The sequence below is a fragment of the Pseudomonas sp. Marseille-Q5117 genome (assembly GCF_946901175.1).
GTDB lineage: Bacteria > Pseudomonadota > Gammaproteobacteria > Pseudomonadales > Pseudomonadaceae > Aquipseudomonas > Aquipseudomonas iranensis.
The window spans coordinates 107,074-125,789 of sequence record NZ_CAMPPP010000017.1 but is presented as its reverse complement, the minus strand read 5'-3'; the positions used below and the strand labels follow the sequence as shown (position 1 = coordinate 125,789).

The following is an 18,716-nucleotide window of genomic DNA, read 5'->3' as shown; positions in this document are numbered from 1 at the left end:
CCGGGAGAGGGTCAGGGTGAGGGGCTTTTCGTGTCAGTCGTGATCCTCAAGGTATTGCAGAGCCATCCGCTCTGTCGCCACCTTCACTGGCGGCAGCAAATGCGGCGCCACCAGCATCATGATCTGATAAACCACCAAGCGGACCTCACCCTCGCGATCCAGAATTCGCTGATAATCCAGCGAGAACAGCAACGTCATGGTCACCTGCTCCACCAGTTGCCCCAAGGCCTGGGTATCGCTGACCAGTTGCCCCGAAGCCTTAAGCCGCGCCAACAGAGAGGCCAACGTTCTCTTCAATGCATTGAGCAGATTGCGAATCCCCTTGGCCAGTTTCGGCAGGCGCCCGGCGAGGTTCGACAGGTCCTGGAACAGGAACCGGTATTGCGCCAATCGCTCGACGATCAAATGCAGAAACAGCCAGTAATCCTCCGGTGCAAGCTCCACGTCCGGCGGCGGGTCGAGCAGGGGCGCGAGCTCGTGCTGGAAGCGTTCGAACAGACCGAGAATCAGCGGTTCCTTACCGTGGAAGTGGTAGTAGAGATTGCCCGGGCTGATCCCCATTTCGTTGGCCACCTCCATGGTGGAAACGTTCGGCTCACCCTTTTCGTTGAACAGTTGCAGTGCACATTCGAGGATCCGGTCGCGGGTTTTCATCCAGTCTTCTTAGAAAATTTCGGTTGAGCGTCAGCGCACATGCACATAGGTGCCGGGTGCCGCTTCCATCGGTGGATAGTTCGGATTGCCGAGGGTGGTGCGAGTTTCATTCAGGGCGCCGGAGCGCTGCGCGACCCATTCCAGCCACTGCGGCCACCAGCTGCCGTCGACGTGTTTGGCATCGTAGTACCAGGCACGCGGGTCGCTGCTCAGTTTGGCGTTCTCGACGTAGGCAGCTTTCGGGTTGCTCGGCGGGTTGAGGATGCTCTGCACATGGCCGCTGTTGGACAGCACGAAACGTCGCTCGCCACCGAGCAGCAGGGTCGAGCGATACACCGCGTCCCATGGCGTGATGTGGTCGTTCATGCCGGCGACGCTGAAGCTGTCGACATTGACCTTCTGCAGATCGATCGGCGTACCGCACACCTCGAGACCGCCAGCGTGGATCAGCGGGTTGTGCTTGAAGAAGTCCAGCAGATCGCCGTGCAGCGCCGCCGGCAGCCGGGTGTTGTCGTTGTTCCAGTAGAGAATGTCGAAGGCTGGCGGCTCCTTGCCCAGCAGGTAGTTGTTAACGAAATAGCTCCAGATCAAATCGTTGGGGCGCATCCAGGCGAAGACCTTGGCCATGTCGCGCCCGTCGAGCACGCCTCGTTGGTACGAGCGACGCTTGGCCGCTTCCAGTGTTTGTTCATCGGCAAACAGCGTCGCCGGGGTCTCGATCTGGCTGTCGAGCAGACTGACCAGATACGTCGCGCTGGCGACCCGGCGCAGTTGCCGTTTGGCCTGCAAGTGCCCTTGCAGAGCGGCGATGGTCAGGCCGCCGGCGCAGGCGCCCATCAGGTTCACTTCACGCGCGCCGGTAATCGCCCGGCAGATATTCATCGCTTCTTCGACTGCTTCGACGTAACTCGACAGGCCCCATTCGCGATGGCGCACATCAGGGTTGCGCCAGCTGATCATGAAGGTCTGCAGGCTGTTTTTCAGGGCGTACTGGACGAAGCTGTTCTGCGGGCTCAGGTCGAAGATGTAGTACTTGTTGATTTGCGGCGGCACCACCAGCAGCGGCTTGGCGTACTGCTTTTCGCTCATCGATTTGTACTGGATCAACTCGAACATTTCATTGCGAAACACCACAGCCCCAGTGGTGGTCGCTACGGTTTTGCCGACCTCGAACGCCTGCTTGGTCACTTGCCGTGGCAGGCCGTCGTTATGCAGCAGATCATCGAACAGATGGCTCAGGCCACGCACCAGACTCTGCCCGCCGGAATTGAACAGCTCCTTGACCGCCAGCGGGTTGAGCAGAGTGTTGGACGGCGCTACGGCGTCATTGAGCAGGGTGAAAGCGAAGTGCGCACGGGCACGATCTTCAGGGCTCATGTCGCCTTCATCGATCCAGCTCTTGACCTGTTTCTGCCAGGCCAGATACGCCTGCAGGCTGCGCCGGTAGAACGGGTTTAGGCTCCACGCCGGATCGGCGAAGCGGCTGTCTTGCGGATTGGTCGGGTGCAGGGTTTCGCCGAGCAGCACGCGGCCCAACTGTCCGCCAAGCTTCAGCGCATGCTTTGCGCTGTGCAACGGATTGCGCAAGCCGTGGGCGGCGACGCTGCGCAGTGTCGACAGCAGATCCCTGCCGCGCAGACCGGCGATCGCACTCTGGGCGTTGATAAACACGGCGGGGCTGGGCACCACGCCCGTCGCTGGTTTTTCGCGCATGACTCAACACTCCTTCGTCTCAGGGCAAAAACACACTCACCGAACAGATCACCATAGACGCTGTTACCGGTTGCTGCCTGCGCGGCGTCCTGCCGCGCGCTTGGTTTGAAAAGTGCTGCATAAAGCAGGCCGCCGCGATCAGCCGCCCAGCGGGGTCGGATGCGGGTGCATGACTGCGCGCAGACGCTCCTCTTCGAGAAACTTCATGATGATCGGCGCCACCGCTTCGGCGCGGGTAATCAGGAACAGATGGCCGTCATCGATGATATGCAACTGCGCGTTGGGAATGCGCCAGGCGAGCATGCGCATGTTGATCAGCGGAATCAGTGGGTCGTCATCGCCGGCCAGCACCAGGGTCGGCTGATGGATCTTGTGCAGCCAGTGGATGCTGGTCCAGCCGAGGCCGGCGAACAGCTGCCAGTAGTAACCGAGCTTGCCCGCCGAGCGCACTTTCGCCGCATGGCTGGCCGCCAGCGTCGGATCGCGGCGGAACGAGCCGCCGTAGATCATCGGCGCGATGCGAATCACATGGGATGGCTGAATGTAGCGGCGCGGGCTGGCCATCATCCACAGCACTTTCGGCTTGCCGGGGACCATCACCGCACCGGCTGCAGTGGCCGCCAGCACCAGTTTCTTGCAGCGCTCGGGGTAGTCGTAGGCAAACTGCTGCGCCAGGGCTCCGCCCCACGACACGCCGATCACATTGACCTGACCGTAGTCGAGATAGTCGAGCATCCGCGCCGTCAGTTTGGCCAGGCCGGGGAAGCGATACGGTCGGTTCGGCGTCGACGAGCCGCCGACCCCGGGCACGTCGAAGGCGATCACTTCCAGATCCGGGTCGAGCGCTGCGACGAACGGAAACACCAGCTCCAGGTTGGCGCCGATGCCGTTGAAAATCAGCAGAGGCGTCAAATGAGGCTTGCCGGGACGCACCGCCGTGCGGAGGGTCTGGCCATCCAGATCGACGGTGCGGAATATGAACGGTTGCGGCATGGGTCAAACCCTTCGGGTCAGTTGGGAGCAGCTGCAAGCCGCAAGCTTCAAGCAGAACCCGCTCAGCTTGTCGCTCGCAGCTTGAAACTTGCCGCTATCTCTCATGTACGTAAGTGCCGGGCGAAGCCTCGCCTGCCGGGTACGCTTTGCTGCCCAGTTTCGTCGGGGCCTTTTTCAGGTTGCCCGAGCGCTCGGCCAGCCATGCCTGCCAGTACAGCCACCAGGAATCGGTGTGCTTGGTCGAGTTTTCCTGCCAGTCATCGGCAGTCGCCGCCATCTCTTCGCTGGTCATGTAGCGCGATTTCGGGTTGCCCGGCGGGTTGAGGATGCTCTGGATATGGCCGCTGCTCGACAGCACGAATTCAACTTTGCCGCCGAACAGCTGCGCCGACTTGTAGCAGGACTTCCACGGCGTGATGTGATCGTTGGTGCCGGCCAGCGAGAAGATGTCGGCGGTGACCTGCTTGAGATCGATCGGCGTGCCGCACACTTCCAGTGCATTGGGGCGGATCAGTGGATTGTTTTTGAACATCTCGATCAGGTCGCCGTGGAACGCAGCGGGCAGGCGAGTGGTGTCGTTGTTCCAGAACAGGATGTCGAACACCGGCGGCTCGTTGCCGAGCAGGTAGTTGTTGACCCAGTAGTTCCAGATCAGATCGTTGGGGCGCATCCAGGCGAAGACCTTGGCCATGTCTTTGCCTTCGAGCACGCCGGCCTGGTAGGAGTGGCGCTTGGCGGTTTCCAGGGTCTGCTCATCGACGAACAGGGCGACGTCGCTGTCCAGGGTGGTGTCGAGCACGCTGACCAGCAGGGTAAGGGCGTTGACCTTGTTCTCGCCGAGCGCGGCGTAGTGGCCGAGCAGGGCGGTGCAGGTAATGCCGCCGGAACAGGCGCCGAGCATGTTCACATCTTTGCTGCCGGTTATAGCGGTGACTACGTCGACGGCTTCTTTCAGCGCTTCGATGTAGGTCGACAGACCCCATTCGCGCTGGGCCTTGGTCGGGTTGCGCCAGCTGATGATGAAGGTCGGCACATTGTTGCGCAGGCAGAAGCGCGCCAGGCTCTTGTCCGGGCTCAAGTCGAAAACGTAGAACTTGTTGATCTGCGGCGGCACTACCAGCAGCGGGCGCTCGTGGACCTGCTCGGTGATCGGCCGGTACTGAATCAGCTCCAGCACATCATTGCGAAACACCACCGCGCCTTCGGTGATGCCGAGGCTCTTGCCGACTTCAAACGCGCCCATGTTGACCTGGCTCGGCATGCCGCCGTTGTGCACAAGATCCTTGGCCAGATGCGAGAGGCCATCGAGCAGGCTCTTGCCGCCGGTTTCGAAGAAGCGTTTGACCGCCGCCGGATTGGCCGCCGTATTTGTCGGCGCCATGGCTTCGGTCATCAGGTTGATGACGAAATGGCCGCGAGCGATGTCTTTGGGGGACAGGCTGCTGTCATCGATCCAGGCATGCAGTTCCTTGCGCCAGGCCAGGTAGGTTTGCAGATAACGTTTGTATAGCGGGTTCTGGCTCCACGCCGGGTCGGCGAAACGGCGGTCGTCACCGGCCGGTTGCAGCGCGGATTTGCCCAGCAGGACATTCTTCAGCTCGAGGCCGAAATGAGTCACGTGCCTGACGCTGTGAATCGGTTGTCTGATGGCCTGTTTCAGCACCATTCGAGCAGAGGCCAGCAGATCCTTTCCGCGCAGCCCGACGACGGGGTTAAGCCCCAGAGTGTTTTCCGAGGCTTGGTACTTCAGGTCATCGTTATTCTTGTCACTCATCTACGACGCTCCATTGTCCTGAGACGAGTACCCGGTTTCACGCTGTCGCTTCCACAGCCAATGCCGGGTACTACTGCTCGGGTGACCGTTGATTCTGCATAGCTGCTTTACAGTCGTAGAGCACTGCAGGGAACTTGCCAGCTCCATTGGTTACCCGAGTTTAATTTTTTTCGCAAGCGGCCGATCCGGGGCCGTATGCGCGGAGCATTCAAACAGATGAAGTTAGAAAATGCCCTCTAAAGAGCAAGAGCCACGGCCTAGAGCATCAGCTTGACGAACGACTCGTTCGGATCGCGGGATTTTCCGGCAGCGCGCAGCTCGGCAAGATAATCGTCCCAGAGTTCGTTCTGGCGCTTGCCGAGTTCGTAGAGGTATTCCCAGGTGAACAGGCCGCTGTCGTGACCGTCGTCGAAGGTCAGTTTCAGTGCATAGTTGCCAGCCGGTTCCAGCTTGCTCAGACCCACGTTGAGCTTGCCGAATTGCAGGATCGGTTTGCCGTGGCCCTGGACCTCGGCGGAGGGGGAGTGCACGCGCAGGAACTCGGCGGGCAGGGTGAATTCCTCGCCGGACGCGTAAGTGAGCGTCAGGGTTTTCGAGGCTTTGTGCAGTTTGATGTCGGTGGGGATTCGATTCATGGGCTGGCGTCCGATGTGTGGGCGGCCCTGATTCAAATGTGGGAGCGAGCCTGCTCGCGAAAGCGGCGGGTCAGACGGCATTGATACCGCCTGACACGACCTCTTCGCGAGCAGGCTCGCTCCCACAGGGTCCGCTACCGCTGTAAGTATGGCTTACAGGATATAACGGGACAGATCTTCGTTCTGCGCCAATTCGCCGAGGTGGCTGTTGACGTATTCGGCGTCGATCAGAATCGCCTTGTCATCGTGGGCGCTGGCCAGGTCGCCGGCGCTGAACGACACCTCTTCGAGCAGACGCTCAAGCAGGGTGTGCAGGCGACGGGCACCGATGTTCTCGGTTTTCTCGTTGACCTGCCAGGCGATCTCCGCCAGACGCTTGATGCCTTCGGGCTGGAACTGGATGTTCAGGCCTTCGGTTTTCAGCAGCGCGCAGTATTGCTCGGTGAGCGAGGCGTGCGGTTCGCTGAGGATGCGTTCGAAGTCTTCGGGGCTCAGCGCCTTGAGTTCGACGCGGATCGGCAGACGACCTTGCAGCTCCGGTACCAGATCGCTCGGCTTGCTCAGGTGGAACGCACCGGAAGCGATGAACAGGATGTGGTCAGTCTTGACCATGCCCAGCTTGGTGTTGACGGTGCAGCCTTCGATCAGCGGCAGCAGGTCGCGCTGTACGCCTTCACGGGAGACATCGGCGCCGCCGACATTGCCGCGCTTGGCGACTTTGTCGATTTCGTCGATGAAGACGATGCCGTGCTGCTCGACCGCTTCCAGCGCCTTGGCCTTCAGTTCTTCTTCGTTGACCAGACGCCCGGCTTCTTCATCGCGCACCAGTTTCAGCGCTTCCTTGACCTTGAGCTTGCGCGACTTCTTCTTGCCCTTGCCCATGTTGGCAAACAGCGATTGCAGCTGGTTGGTCATCTCTTCCATGCCCGGCGGCGTGGCGATTTCGATGCCGGAGACTTCGGCGACTTCGATCTCGATTTCCTTGTCGTCCAGCTGACCTTCGCGCAGACGCTTGCGGAACAGCTGACGAGTATTGGAATCGGAGCTCGGCGCTTCTTCGTTGCTGAAGCCCATGCGTGCCGGCGGCAGCAACGCGTCGAGGATGCGGTCCTCGGCGGCGTCTTCGGCGCGGTGGCGTACGCGGGTCATTTCCTGCTCGCGGAGCATCTTGATCGCGGCATCGGCCAGATCACGGATGATCGACTCGACGTCACGGCCGACATAACCGACTTCGGTGAATTTGGTCGCTTCGACCTTGATGAACGGCGCATTGGCCAGTTTCGCCAGGCGACGGGCGATCTCGGTTTTACCGACACCGGTCGGGCCGATCATCAGGATGTTCTTCGGGGTCACCTCAACGCGCAGCTCTTCAGGCAGCTGCATGCGGCGCCAGCGGTTGCGCAGGGCAATCGCGACGGCGCGCTTGGCATCGTCCTGGCCGATGATATGGCGGTTGAGTTCGTGGACGATTTCGCGGGGAGTCATGGACATAGTAATTGACGGTCCTCAAGCAGAAACAAGCCGTGGCACATGGGCCGCAACAGGCTTATTCAGCGAGATCCTGCTCCTCAATGGTCTGGGTGTGGTTGGTGAATACGCAGATGTCGCCAGCGATGCCGAGAGCGGTTTCGACGATCTCGCGCGCTGACAAGTCGGTCTTTTTCAGCAGGGCGCTGGCGGCGGCTTGCGCGTAGGCGCCGCCGGAACCCATGGCGATCAGGCCATCTTCGGGTTCGACCACGTCACCGTTGCCGGTGATGATCAGCGAGGCGTCCTTGTTGGCAACCGCGAGCATCGCCTCGAGGCGGCTCAGGGAGCGGTCGGTGCGCCATTCCTTGGCGAGTTCGACGGCGGCGCGGATCAGGTGACCCTGATGTTTTTCGAGCTGGCCTTCGAAACGTTCGAACAGGGTGAAGGCGTCGGCGGTGGCACCGGCGAAACCGGCGATGACCTGGCCGTGGTACAGGCGACGGACCTTTTTGGCGTTGCCTTTCATCACGGTGTTGCCGAGAGAAACCTGGCCGTCGCCGCCCATGACGACTTTGCCGTGGCGGCGGACTGAAACGATGGTGGTCAAGGGAAGAGTCTCCACGCAGCGGGGCGAAAATGCCTTATGCCCATTCATATGGGGGTGCTGGAGGGGATTTCAACCGGCAGGGGCGATGGGAGACGAATGGTGTGTGTGATGACTGTGGCGAGGGGATTTATCCCCGTTAGGCTGCGAAGCAGTCGCGAGACCATCATTTGCAGTATGCCTGCTGCACCGCAATGGCTGGTTTCAGGGCTGCTTTGCAGCCCCGCGGGGATAAATCCCCTCACCACAAAGTTTGAAGGTCACCTGCAAGTTGCAGCTGACCTCTGAGAGCCTTAGCGGCTCTGACGTTGTTGTAACAACAGGTTGCTGAATCCGGCACCAGCCAGTTGTTTCTGCGCCGTGGTCAGTTGTTCGCGGTTGCTGAACGGCCCGACCAAGACGCGGTACCAGGTTTCATCCTTGACCGTACCGGACTCCACCGCGACGGCCTGGCCGAGCAGAATGATCTGCGCACGTACCTTGTCAGCATCGGTTTCCTTGCGGAACGAACCGGCCTGGAGGAAGAACTTGGTCACTGGGGCGGCTTTGCTCACCGGTGGCGCTGGCGGCGGCGTGATCCCGGCCAGAGCCGCTTGAGCCCGTGCGGTGTCGATCTTCGCCGCTTCGGCCGGGGTTACCGGCGTGGTCGGGATGGCCGGCACTTGCGGCGTCGGCAGGGTCTTCTCCGGTACCGCGTCCGGCGGCACGATCACTTCCGATTCCGGCAGCAGCGTGTAGAAGTCGTATTTCGGCTTCACCGGTTGCGTCGGGCTCGGCGGGGTCTTGTTGGCCTCGGCGATCTTCGACGCTTTCTGCTGCTGTTCGACTTTCTCGCGCTTGACCGTGTCGCTGCCCTTGCCCGGTTCCAGTTTCATCAGAAACACGATGAACGCGCCGACGGTCAGGCCGATGGCCATCCACAGCCAGCCCGGAATCGGTTGTTTCGCCGGGGCCTGATAGCGACTGGCGCCGCGTTTGGGTGCAGGTTTTTTCTTGGCAGCCAACTTACATACGCTCCAGAGTTTCCAGACCCAACAGCTCCAGGCCTTGCTTGAGGGTGCGACCGGTCAGTGCGGCCAGACGCAGACGGCTCTGCATCTGCGCCGGGGTGTCGGCGGCGAGGATCGGGCAGTTCTCGTAGAAGCTGGAGAACAGGCCGGCGACGTCGTACAGGTAGGTGCAGAGAATGTGCGGCGTGCCTTTTTCAGCGACGTTGTTCAGCACTTCGCCGAACTGCGCCAGCTTCGCCGCCAGCTCCTGCTCGTGCGCCGCTTCGAGGACGATCTGGCCGTCGACTTCGCTGAAGTCCTTGCCCAGTTTACGGAACACACCGGCCACGCGGGTGTAGGCGTACAGCAGATACGGCGCGGTGTTGCCTTCGAAATTGAGCATCAGGTCGAAGTTGAAGCTGTAGTCGCTGGTGCGGTGCTTGGACAGGTCGGCGTATTTCACCGCGCCGATGCCAACAACCTTGGCGATGTTGCGCAACTCGTCTTCGGCCAGGGTCGGGTTCTTCTCTTTCACCAGGTTGTAGGCACGTTCCTGGGCTTCGGTCAGCAGGTCGATCAGCTTCACGGTGCCGCCATCACGGGTCTTGAACGGACGGCCATCGGCGCCGTTCATGGTACCGAAACCCATGTGTTCCATTTCCATCGGATGGGTGACGAAACCGGCCTTGCGCGCCACCGCGAAGACCTGCTGGAAGTGCAGGGCCTGGCGCTGGTCGACGAAATACAGCGCGCGATCAGCCTTCAACTTGCCGCTGCGGTAGCGCACGGCGGCGAGGTCAGTGGTGGCGTACAGGTAACCGCCATCGGCCTTGACGATGATCACCGGCAGCGGATCGCCATCGGCGTTCTTGAACTCGTCGAGGAACACGCACTGGGCGCCGTTGCTCTCGACCAGCATGCCCGCTGCTTTCAGGTCGTTGACCACATTGATCAGGTCGTCGTTGTAGGCGCTTTCGCCCATGACATCGGCCATGGTCAGTTTGACGTTGAGCAGTTCGTAGATCTTCTGGCAGTGCGACAGCGAGATGTCCTTGAACTTGGTCCACAGCGCCAGGCATTCGGCATCGCCAGCCTGCAACTTGACCACCAGGCCACGGGCGCGGTCGGCGAATTCTTCGGACTCGTCGAAACGCTGCTTGGCCGCACGGTAGAAGTTTTCCAGGTCGGACAGCTCGTCGCTGGTGATCGGGTTTTCCTGCAGATAAGCCATCAGCATGCCGAACTGAGTGCCCCAGTCGCCGACGTGATTCTGGCGGATCACCTCGTCGCCGAGGAACTCAAGCACCCGGGCCACGCCGTCGCCGATGATGGTCGAGCGCAAGTGGCCGACGTGCATCTCTTTGGCCAGGTTCGGCGCCGACAGATCGACCACGGTGCGCTGCGCCGGGCCGGCTTTGCGCACGCCGACACGGGCGTCGGCCAGTGCGGCGTCGAGGCGCGAGGCCAGTGCCTGGGTGTTCTGGAAGAAATTGATGAAGCCCGGGCCGGCGATTTCGGCCTTGGTGACGTTTTCGTCAGCGGGCAGTGCGGCGATGATTTTCTCCGCCAGATCGCGTGGCTTCATGCCGGCAGGCTTGGCCAGCATCATGGCGATGTTGCTGGCGAAGTCGCCGTGGGTCTTGTCGCGGGCGTTCTCCACCTGGATCGCCGGCGTCAGGCCTTCAGGCAACACACCTTCGTTGACGAGTTGGGTGAGGGCTTGCTGGATCAGCTGGCGAATGGTGTCTTTCATGGTCTTCTCTTTCGACCGCAAGCGCGGCGGGCGCATCGATGCGCGGGTGGAAAAACTGGGCATTATCCGTTGCGAAGACGGGCTTGCCAACCTTAGCAGGCAGGATGTGGATATGTGGTGACAAAAAGTCCGCTTTCGCGAGCAGGCTCGCTCCCACAAGGTTTTGCGCAAGACCCACAAGGTATGTACGGCGCTGATCCACTGTGGGAGCGAGCCTGCTCGCGAAAGGGATCTTCAGCTCAATACAGATCCACCGGATCAACATCCAGCGACCAGCGCACCGCCCGCCCGCTCGGCATCTGCTCCAGCACCAGCATCCAGCTGGCCAGCAAGCGGTGCAACGGCGCCCGGGCGGTCGCCTGCAACAACAGTTGTGCGCGATAACGCCCGGCGCGGCGCTCCATCGGTGCCGGCACCGGCCCGAGCAGCTCGATGCCGCTCAGACTCAATTCGGCCAGCAGGCGTTCGGCCGCGCTGCACGCTTCATCGAGAAAACCTTCCGCCTGCCCCGGCTTGTGCGCTTCGGCGCGCAACAGCGCCAAATGGGCAAACGGCGGCAACCCGGCCGCGCGGCGTTCGCTCAAGGCTTGTTCGGCGAAGGCGAAATAACCCTGCTCGGTCAGTTGCACCAATAAAGGATGGTCGGCGAGGTGCGTCTGGATGATCACCTTGCCCGGTTCCTCAGCCCGCCCGGCGCGCCCGGCGACCTGGACGATCAGTTGCGCCATGCGCTCGCTGGCGCGGAAGTCGCCGGAGAACAGGCCGCCGTCGGCATCCAGAATCGACACCAGCGTCACCCGTGGGAAGTGGTGCCCTTTGGCCAACATCTGCGTGCCGACCAGAATGCACGGCTGGCCTTTCTGGATTGTCGCGAACAGCTGATTCATCGCGTCCTTGCGCGAGGTGCTGTCGCGATCGACGCGCAGTACCGGGTAATCCGGGAACAGAATCGCCAGACGTTCTTCGGCGCGTTCGGTACCGGCGCCGACCGGGCGCAGATCGACCTTGCTGCATTTCGGGCATTGGCGCGGTGTGCGCTCGACGTTGCCGCAGTGGTGACAGCGCAACTCGCCGCAACGTTGATGCACGGTCATGCGCGCATCGCAGCGCGAGCACTCGGACATCCAGCCGCAATCGTGGCAAAGCAAGGTCGGGGCAAAGCCGCGCCGGTTGAGGAACACCAGCACCTGCTGGCCGTTGGCGAGGGTCTGGCCGATGGCTTGCTGCATCGGCCCGGAAATACCGCTGTCGAGCGGACGGCTTTTGACGTCCAGACGCAGGAAGCGCGGTTGCTTGGCGCCGCCGGCGCGCTCGTTCAGGCGCAACAGGCCGTAGCGGCCGGTGTAAGCGTTGTGCAGACTTTCCAGCGACGGCGTGGCGGAGCCGAGCACGATCGGGATGTTTTCCTGCCGCGCGCGTACCAGCGCCAGATCGCGAGCGTGGTAGCGCAGACCTTCCTGCTGTTTATAGGAGCCGTCGTGTTCTTCATCGATGATGATCAGCCCGGGATTTTTCATCGGCGTGAACAGTGCCGAGCGGGTGCCGATAATAATGTCGGCCTCGCCATCACGGGCGGCGAGCCAGGCTTCCAGGCGTTCGCGATCATTTACCGCCGAGTGCAGCAGGGCGATGCGCGCATTGAAGCGCTGTTCGAAACGCGCCAGGGTCTGCGGGCCGAGGTTGATCTCCGGAATCAGTACCAGGGCCTGTTTGCCGGCTTCGAGGGTCTCGCGTATCAGTTGCAGATAGACTTCGGTCTTGCCGCTGCCGGTGACGCCGGCCAACAGGAAGGCGTGATAACTGTCGAAGCCGGCGCGAATCGCTTGATACGCCGCGCGCTGTTCACTGTTGAGCGGCAGCTCCGGTTGCGCCAGCCAGTGTTCATGGCGAACGCCGGGGGCGTGGCGGCGGATTTCGACCTGCACCAGCCCCTTGGCCAGCAGCAGATCGAGGCTGTCCTTGCTCAGCATCAGTTTGCTCAACAACTGATGGGCGACGCCGTGAAGATGCTGGGCCAGCGTGGTCAGCGCCTCGCGCTGGCGTGGCGCACGGGCCACTCGCGGGTCGTCAACGCTCGCACCGGGGGCGATCGACCAGAAGCGTTCCTGCCGGGCCTCGGCCAACTCGCCCTGACGCAGCAATACTGGCAAGGCCCAGTTCAAGGTGTCGCCGAGGCTGTGCTGGTAATACTGGGCGGTCCACAGGCACAGCTTGAACAGCGCTGGCGGCAGCGGCGATGTCGTATCGAGCAGGGCCAGTGCCGGCTTGAGTTTTTCTGCCGGCACCTCGCTGGTGTCGGTGACCTCGACCAGAATCCCGATCATCTCACGCCGACCGAACGGCACCCGCAGGCGCATGCCCGGCTGCAATTGCTCGCGCCGCACCCCGGCCGGCGCCCGGTAATCGAACAGGCGGCGCAAAGGCGAAGGCAGGGCAAGGCGCAGAATGGCGTCGGGCACGCGGGGGGATCTCGATACGCAAAATGATCGGATATGCATGACCTGTGGCAGCGAGCCTGCTCGCGAAGGCGGTGGGTCAGGCAACACATGTGTCGACTGACCTGGCGTCTTCGCGAGCAGGCTCGCTCCCACAGGGAAGTGCGTTCAAGGCCGGGAGCCTAGCAGACGGTCGGTCTCGGTGACAGCTTGCGCGATTGAAAAGGTCTGGTAGAATCCGCGGCCTAATTACGTGCGGTATTCAACAATAGTGTTGGATGGCGGCACGCTAGCCTGAGGAAGACACCATGAAAGCCGAAATCCATCCGAACTACCCGGAAATCGCTGTTACCTGCAGCTGCGGTAACAAGTTCGAAACTCGTTCGACCTACGGCAAAGCCCTGGCGATCGACGTTTGCAACGAATGCCACCCGTTCTACACCGGTAAGCAGAAGACTCTGGACACCGGCGGCCGTGTGCAGAAGTTCGCAGACCGTTTCGCTACTTTCGGCGTCGGCAAAAAAGCCTGAGGCTGATCATTTTGGATGGTCGCTTCGACTTCTCCAGACTGATGAAAAAGGCGTCCCTTGCGGGCGCCTTTTTTGTGTCTGCGATTTGGCTGTCCGCCGCCCAGGCTTTCTGCCCGGCACCCGCAGGGCTGACCAGCGTCAGCGTGCAGCGGGTGGTCGATGGCGACACCCTGCGCCTGAGCGACGGCCGCAGCGTGCGCATGATCGGCCTCAATACGCCGGAGCTGGGCAAGCAGGGCCGCAGCGACGAACCCTTCGCCGTGGCAGCGCGCAAACGCCTGCAAGCGCTGGTCGATGACAGCGGCGGCCGGGTCGGTCTGCGACCCGGCAAGCAGGCGAAAGACCATTACGGCCGTACGCTGGCGCATGTTTACAGTGTCAGCGGTGCCAATCTCGAAGCGCAGATGCTTGCCGCTGGCCTGGGTTTTCAGGTTGCGGTGGCGCCGAACGTCGATCTGGTCGCCTGCCAACAGGCCGCCGAACGCAGCGCGCGACGAGCCGGGCTTGGTCTCTGGCGGCAATCGCCGGTGCAGAAAGCGCAGCAGATCCAGCGTTCGGGCTTCGCCGTAGTCAGCGGTCGGGTGAGCAAGGTGCAGCGCAATCGCGGCGGAATCTGGATCGAGTTGCAGGACACGCTTGTATTGCGGGTTGCACCCAATCTGCTCGGACAATTTGACAGTGCTGGCTTGCAAGCATTGAAAGGCAGGCAGATCGAGGCCCGTGGCTGGGTGGTTGACCGATCCCGGCGCGGTGGTCTGCAAAAAGGTCAGGCGCGCTGGTTGCTGCCGTTGACCGATCCTTCGATGCTGCAGGTATCGCGCTGAAGAAAAATTGTAGACATTTTTACGGTTGATTGTGAACAGTCCAGCCCTTGTGCGCCGTGGCTCTTGGCCCAAAGTCGTAGGGCAGGGCGCTTGACAGCGGTGACTGCCCAGTCTTGTGGGGACTTTGCGAGGCGCGTATCCTCGCTGACCAGTCTGTCCAACAGTAAAAAAGCGGAATGCCAAAATGTCTGATCTGAAAACTGCCGCTCTCGAATACCACGCCAATCCTCGTCCGGGGAAGCTGAGTGTCGAGCTCACCAAGGCCACTGCTACCGCCCGCGACCTGTCGCTGGCCTACAGCCCCGGCGTAGCTGAACCAGTACGCGAGATCGCTCGCGATCCTGAACTGGCCTACAAATACACCGGCAAGGGCAACCTGGTGGCAGTCATTTCCGACGGCACCGCGATTCTCGGCCTGGGCAACCTCGGCCCACTGGCTTCCAAGCCTGTAATGGAAGGCAAGGGCGTACTGTTCAAGCGTTTCGCCGGCATCGACGTATTCGACATCGAAGTCGACTCGGAAAGCCCGCAAGCCTTCATCGACACCGTCAAGCGCATCTCCATCACCTTCGGTGGCATCAACCTGGAAGACATCAAGGCGCCAGAGTGCTTTGAGATCGAACGCGCTCTGATCGAGCAGTGCGATATTCCGGTGTTCCACGATGACCAGCACGGCACCGCGATCGTGACCGCTGCGGGCATGATCAACGCCCTGGAAATCGCTGGCAAAACCCTGCCGGAAGCGAAGATTGTCTGCCTCGGCGCCGGCGCTGCCGCCATCTCCTGCATGAAACTGCTGGTGAGCATGGGCGCTCGCATTGAAAACATCTTCATGGTTGACCGTACCGGCGTGATCCACTCCGGCCGTGACGACCTGAACCAGTACAAAGCTGTGTTCGCCCACGCTACCGAGAAGCGCACCCTGGCAGACGCACTGGCAGGCGCTGACGTATTCGTCGGTCTGTCCGGTCCGAACCTGCTGAGCGCCGAAGGCCTGCTGTCGATGGCGGCCAACCCGATCGTCTTCGCCTGCTCCAACCCGGATCCGGAAATCTCCCCGGAACTGGCGCACGCCACCCGTAGCGACGTGATCATGGCCACCGGCCGTTCGGACTACCCGAACCAGGTCAACAACGTGCTGGGCTTCCCTTTCATCTTCCGTGGTGCCCTGGACGTTCGCGCCAAGCGCATCAACGAAGAAATGAAAGTCGCCGCCGCCAACGCCCTGCGCGAACTGGCCAAACTGCCTGTTCCACAGGACGTGTGCGATGCCTACGGCGGTGCTCCGCTGGAATTCGGCCGTGAGTACATCATTCCGAAACCAATGGACAAGCGCCTGATCACCCTGATCTCCGACGCCGTGGCCAAGGCTGCGATCGAGACCGGCGTGGCCACCCTGCCTTATCCGAAGAACTACCCGCTGAAAAGCGTGGATGACGTGTTCAACGGCTAAGTCGTTGTAGCGCTTCAAACAAAAGCCCCGGCTCGCGAGAGTCGGGGCTTTTTTATGTCTGAAGATCAAGAGCCCCTCACCCTAACCCTCTCCCAGAGGGAGAGGGGACTGATTGGGGGACGCTTGGGAGCTACGCCGACCTGAATGTATGGTTTTGAATCCATAATCGACACCACACTTTCAGGTCGGTGTTTGACCCCAGACAATTCGGTCAGTCCCCTCTCCCTCTGGGAGAGGGCTAGGGTGAGGGGCTTTTGATCTTCGGGTAATAAAAAGCCCCGCACTTCTCACGAAGGCGGGGCTTTTCATTAGCTCAGCATCAGAACAGATCGATCGGCGCCTGCTCATCCGCCGGCAGCGGGCTGCCCGGTACGGCGCCGTTGCCCAGCTCGTTCACCGATGGCGGAGTGTCTTCGGCCTTGAACAGTTCGAAGTACGCCCCCGGCGTGCTCGGCGTCGCGGCGCGGCCGCTGACCGGGTCCACCCGCAGGCTGAGCAGACCTTCTGGCTCAGGCTGCACATGTGGCGGCTTGTCTTTCAGCGCGGCCGACATGTAATTCATCCAGATCGGCAGCGCCACGGTGCCACCGAACTCACGGCGTCCGAGGCTTTCCGGCTGGTCGAAACCGGTCCACACCGTGGTTACGTAATCAGCGTTGTAACCGGAGAACCAGGCATCTTTCGATTCGTTGGTGGTACCGGTCTTGCCGGCGATGTCGCTGCGGCCCATGGCCAGTGCACGGCGGCCGGTGCCGAGTTTGATTACGTCCTGCAGCATGCTGTTGAGGATGTAGGTGGTACGTCCATCGACAATCCGCTCGGCCACGGCCGGCGCTTGCGGCACTGCCGGATTGCCCGACGCTTCACCGGCAACCGGAGCGGCATTGACCGTGAACGACTCGGTAGCCGGCGCAGCGATACCGTCGGTCGCCGCACCTCCCTGTGGCACGGTCGGCGGGTTGGCGACGAACAGCGTGTCGCCGTTACGGCTTTCGATCCTGTCGATGATGTACGGGGTGATCTTGTAGCCGCCGTTGGCGAAAGTGCTCCAGCCAGTGGCGATTTCCATTGGTGTCAGCGTTGCGGTGCCGAGTGCCAGCGACAGGTTCGGCGGCAGGTCCTGCTTGTTGAAGCCGAAGCGGGTGATGTAGTCGATTGTCTTGCCCACGCCCATGGCCTGCAACAGGCGGATCGACACCAGGTTGCGCGACTTGTACAGCGCTTCACGCAGGCGGATCGGGCCGAGGAAGGTGTTGGTGTCGTTCTTCGGTCGCCAGACCTTGTCCAGGTACTCGTCGACGAACACGATCGGCGCATCATTGACCAGACTGGCAGCGGTGTAGCCGTTATCCAGCGCGGCGCTGTAAACGAATGGCTTGAAGCTCGAGCCCGGCTGACGCTTGGCCTGCATGGCGCGGTTGTAGTTGCTCTGCTCGAAAGCGAAGCCACCTACCAGCGAACGGATCGCGCCGTTCTGCGGATCCAGCGACACCAGTGCGCCCTGAGCCTGGGGAATCTGGCTGAATTTCAGCGAATTGTCGGTCTGGCGCTGCACGCGGATCAGATCACCGACCTGCGCGACATCCGACGGCTGGCGCGGGTTGGCGCCCATGCTGTTGGTATTGAGGAATGGTCGCGCCCATTTCATCGTGTCCCAGGCAACGTGCTCTTCACCGGTGCGGGTCAACACTTGCAGGCCGGTTTTATCGACTTGGGTAACGATCGCAGGTTCGAGACTACTGATGGTGCGCTGCTTGGTCAGTTCGCTGGCCCAGGCCTCTCGGGTCTTGCCTGGCAGGCGCGACTCTGGGCCACGGTAGCCGTGGCGCTGGTCGTAGGTCATCAAACCTTCGTGCAGCGCGGTGTTGGCCATCTCCTGCAGATTGCTCGGCACCGTGGTGGTGACGCGGAAGCCTTCGGTGTAGGCCTCGCTGCCATAACGACCGACCATTTCGGCGCGGGCCATTTCGGCGATGTACGGTGCGTTCACTTCCGGGGTCGGCACGTGGTAGCTGGCGTTCAGCGGCTCGTTGATCGCCGCGGTGTAGTCGGCTTCGCTGATCTTGCCAAGCTTGTACATGCGCCCGAGGATCCAGTCGCGGCGTTCTTTGCTGCGTGCCGGGTTGGCCAGCGGGTTGAAGCGCGACGGAGCTTTCGGCAAGCCGGCGATCATCGCCATCTGCGCCAGGCTGATGTCACGGATCGATTTGCCGTAATACACCTGCGCCGCCGCTTCGATGCCGTAGGCACGGTTGCCCAGGTAGATCTTGTTGACGTACAGCTCCAGGATCTCGTCCTTGGTCAGTTGCCGTTCGATCTGCAGGGCCAGCAGGATTTCCGTGGTTTTGCGCGAGAAGCTGCGCTCGCTGGTAAGGAAGAAGTTCTTCGCCACCTGCATGGTGATGGTGCTGCCACCGGACTGAATGTGTCCGCTTTTGACCAATTGCGTTGCCGCGCGCATCAGGCTGCTCGGATCGACGCCATAGTGATTGGCAAAATTGTCGTCTTCAGCACTTAGTAACGCATTGATGAAATTGGGCGGAATGTCGGCGAAACGGATCGGTGTACGGCGCATTTCGCCAAATTCTGCGATCAACTTGTTGTCGCTGCTGTAGACGCGCAGAGGAATCTGCAACTGAATGCTTCTCAGCGCCTCCACAGACGGCAAACCCGGACTAAGGTAAAGAAAGGCGCCGCTGAGACCTAAGAGCAGTCCGCAGAAAACGGCGACGATGGACCAACCGAAAAATTTCAGCAGACGAATCAAGGCTTTTGGACATCCAGGGCAAAGAATGAATTTGGCACGGGGCTGCGGTTACACACAGAGCCATCCGCGCGGGCAGTAAAAAGCGGAAAAAATCGCTGGGCATTATAAGCACTTTTCCGTCG

15 protein-coding genes are annotated in these 18,716 nt (G+C 61.4%); 4 read left to right on the top strand and 11 right to left on the bottom strand.

The genetic code is table 11. The annotated features are described in order from the left end of the window. Positions 1-33 precede the first annotated feature (33 nt). From OC605_RS23125 to argS, 9 genes are all read right to left on the bottom strand, one after another. Positions 34-654, bottom strand: a complete 621-nt coding sequence (locus tag OC605_RS23125) for a TetR/AcrR family transcriptional regulator (protein ID WP_024011259.1) — start codon at positions 652-654, stop codon at positions 34-36. Positions 655-684: 30 nt separating this feature from the next. Next, complete coding sequence (gene phaC / locus OC605_RS23120) at positions 685-2,367, bottom strand: class II poly(R)-hydroxyalkanoic acid synthase (protein ID WP_056787316.1); 1,683 nt, start codon at positions 2,365-2,367, stop codon at positions 685-687. A 138-nt stretch (positions 2,368-2,505) separates the two neighbouring features. After that, a complete protein-coding gene (gene phaZ / locus OC605_RS23115; RefSeq protein ID WP_016772063.1) occupies positions 2,506-3,360 on the bottom strand; it encodes a poly(3-hydroxyalkanoate) depolymerase in 855 nt (284 codons plus the stop codon). A gap of 94 nt (positions 3,361-3,454) precedes the next feature. Then, positions 3,455-5,134, bottom strand: a complete 1,680-nt coding sequence (gene phaC, locus OC605_RS23110; protein ID WP_262139707.1) for a class II poly(R)-hydroxyalkanoic acid synthase — start codon at positions 5,132-5,134, stop codon at positions 3,455-3,457. Between the two features lie 257 nt (positions 5,135-5,391). Further along, positions 5,392-5,769: a gamma-butyrobetaine hydroxylase-like domain-containing protein gene (locus OC605_RS23105; protein WP_133337328.1), complete on the bottom strand. Its 378-nt coding sequence runs from the start codon at positions 5,767-5,769 to the stop codon at positions 5,392-5,394. 153 nt (positions 5,770-5,922) lie between these two features. Continuing rightward, positions 5,923-7,260 (bottom strand): ATP-dependent protease ATPase subunit HslU, encoded by a 1,338-nt coding sequence (gene hslU / locus OC605_RS23100; RefSeq protein WP_122693250.1) that lies wholly within the window; start codon positions 7,258-7,260, stop codon positions 5,923-5,925. A gap of 55 nt (positions 7,261-7,315) precedes the next feature. Beyond that, positions 7,316-7,846 (bottom strand): ATP-dependent protease subunit HslV, encoded by a 531-nt coding sequence (hslV, locus tag OC605_RS23095; protein ID WP_007968352.1) that lies wholly within the window; start codon positions 7,844-7,846, stop codon positions 7,316-7,318. Positions 7,847-8,136: 290 nt separating this feature from the next. Beyond that, the gene (locus OC605_RS23090; RefSeq protein WP_016772059.1) at positions 8,137-8,847 is read right to left on the bottom strand and encodes an SPOR domain-containing protein; all 711 of its coding nucleotides are present in this window, start codon (positions 8,845-8,847) and stop codon (positions 8,137-8,139) included. Between the two features lies 1 nt (position 8,848). Continuing rightward, entirely contained in the window at positions 8,849-10,585 is a 1,737-nt protein-coding gene (argS, locus tag OC605_RS23085) for an arginine--tRNA ligase (RefSeq protein WP_024011262.1), read from the bottom strand. On the opposite strand from argS, the gene OC605_RS23080 reads away from it, so the two are divergent. Then, a complete protein-coding gene (locus tag OC605_RS23080) occupies positions 10,584-10,706 on the top strand; it encodes a hypothetical protein (protein ID WP_016772057.1) in 123 nt (40 codons plus the stop codon). The genes argS and OC605_RS23080 overlap by 2 nt on opposite strands. Before the next feature lie 118 nt (positions 10,707-10,824). On the opposite strand, the gene OC605_RS23075 is transcribed toward OC605_RS23080, so the two are convergent. Further along, a complete protein-coding gene (locus OC605_RS23075) occupies positions 10,825-13,044 on the bottom strand; it encodes a primosomal protein N' (RefSeq protein ID WP_262139703.1) in 2,220 nt (739 codons plus the stop codon). Positions 13,045-13,328: 284 nt separating this feature from the next. Here OC605_RS23075 and rpmE point away from each other — a divergent pair, with 284 nt between their 5' ends. From rpmE to OC605_RS23060, 3 genes are all read left to right on the top strand, one after another. Then, the gene (gene rpmE / locus OC605_RS23070) at positions 13,329-13,550 is read left to right on the top strand and encodes a 50S ribosomal protein L31 (protein ID WP_016772055.1); all 222 of its coding nucleotides are present in this window, start codon (positions 13,329-13,331) and stop codon (positions 13,548-13,550) included. A 41-nt stretch (positions 13,551-13,591) separates the two neighbouring features. Then, positions 13,592-14,374, top strand: coding sequence for a thermonuclease family protein (locus tag OC605_RS23065; protein WP_262139702.1), 783 nt, complete (start codon positions 13,592-13,594; stop codon positions 14,372-14,374). Positions 14,375-14,558: 184 nt separating this feature from the next. Further along, positions 14,559-15,827 (top strand): malic enzyme-like NAD(P)-binding protein, encoded by a 1,269-nt coding sequence (locus OC605_RS23060; RefSeq protein ID WP_016772053.1) that lies wholly within the window; start codon positions 14,559-14,561, stop codon positions 15,825-15,827. Between the two features lie 319 nt (positions 15,828-16,146). Here OC605_RS23060 and OC605_RS23055 read toward each other — a convergent pair whose 3' ends face one another. After that, positions 16,147-18,591, bottom strand: coding sequence for a penicillin-binding protein 1A (locus tag OC605_RS23055; protein ID WP_410056020.1), 2,445 nt, complete (start codon positions 18,589-18,591; stop codon positions 16,147-16,149). Positions 18,592-18,716 lie beyond the last annotated feature (125 nt).

What these genes read in the sequence shown, in the direction of transcription:
- OC605_RS23125 (WP_024011259.1), bottom strand. Translation starts at nt 654, where the DNA reads ATGAAAACCCGCGACCGGATCCTCGAATGTGCACTGCAACTGTTCAAC.
- phaC (WP_056787316.1), bottom strand. Translation starts at nt 2,367, where the DNA reads ATGCGCGAAAAACCAGCGACGGGCGTGGTGCCCAGCCCCGCCGTGTTT.
- phaZ (WP_016772063.1), bottom strand. Translation starts at nt 3,360, where the DNA reads ATGCCGCAACCGTTCATATTCCGCACCGTCGATCTGGATGGCCAGACC.
- phaC (WP_262139707.1), bottom strand. Translation starts at nt 5,134, where the DNA reads ATGAGTGACAAGAATAACGATGACCTGAAGTACCAAGCCTCGGAAAAC.
- OC605_RS23105 (WP_133337328.1), bottom strand. Translation starts at nt 5,769, where the DNA reads ATGAATCGAATCCCCACCGACATCAAACTGCACAAAGCCTCGAAAACC.
- hslU (WP_122693250.1), bottom strand. Translation starts at nt 7,260, where the DNA reads ATGTCCATGACTCCCCGCGAAATCGTCCACGAACTCAACCGCCATATC.
- OC605_RS23080 (WP_016772057.1), top strand. Translation starts at nt 10,584, where the DNA reads ATGGTCTTCTCTTTCGACCGCAAGCGCGGCGGGCGCATCGATGCGCGG.
- argS (WP_024011262.1), bottom strand. Translation starts at nt 10,585, where the DNA reads ATGAAAGACACCATTCGCCAGCTGATCCAGCAAGCCCTCACCCAACTC.
- rpmE (WP_016772055.1), top strand. Translation starts at nt 13,329, where the DNA reads ATGAAAGCCGAAATCCATCCGAACTACCCGGAAATCGCTGTTACCTGC.
- OC605_RS23065 (WP_262139702.1), top strand. Translation starts at nt 13,592, where the DNA reads ATGAAAAAGGCGTCCCTTGCGGGCGCCTTTTTTGTGTCTGCGATTTGG.
- OC605_RS23060 (WP_016772053.1), top strand. Translation starts at nt 14,559, where the DNA reads ATGTCTGATCTGAAAACTGCCGCTCTCGAATACCACGCCAATCCTCGT.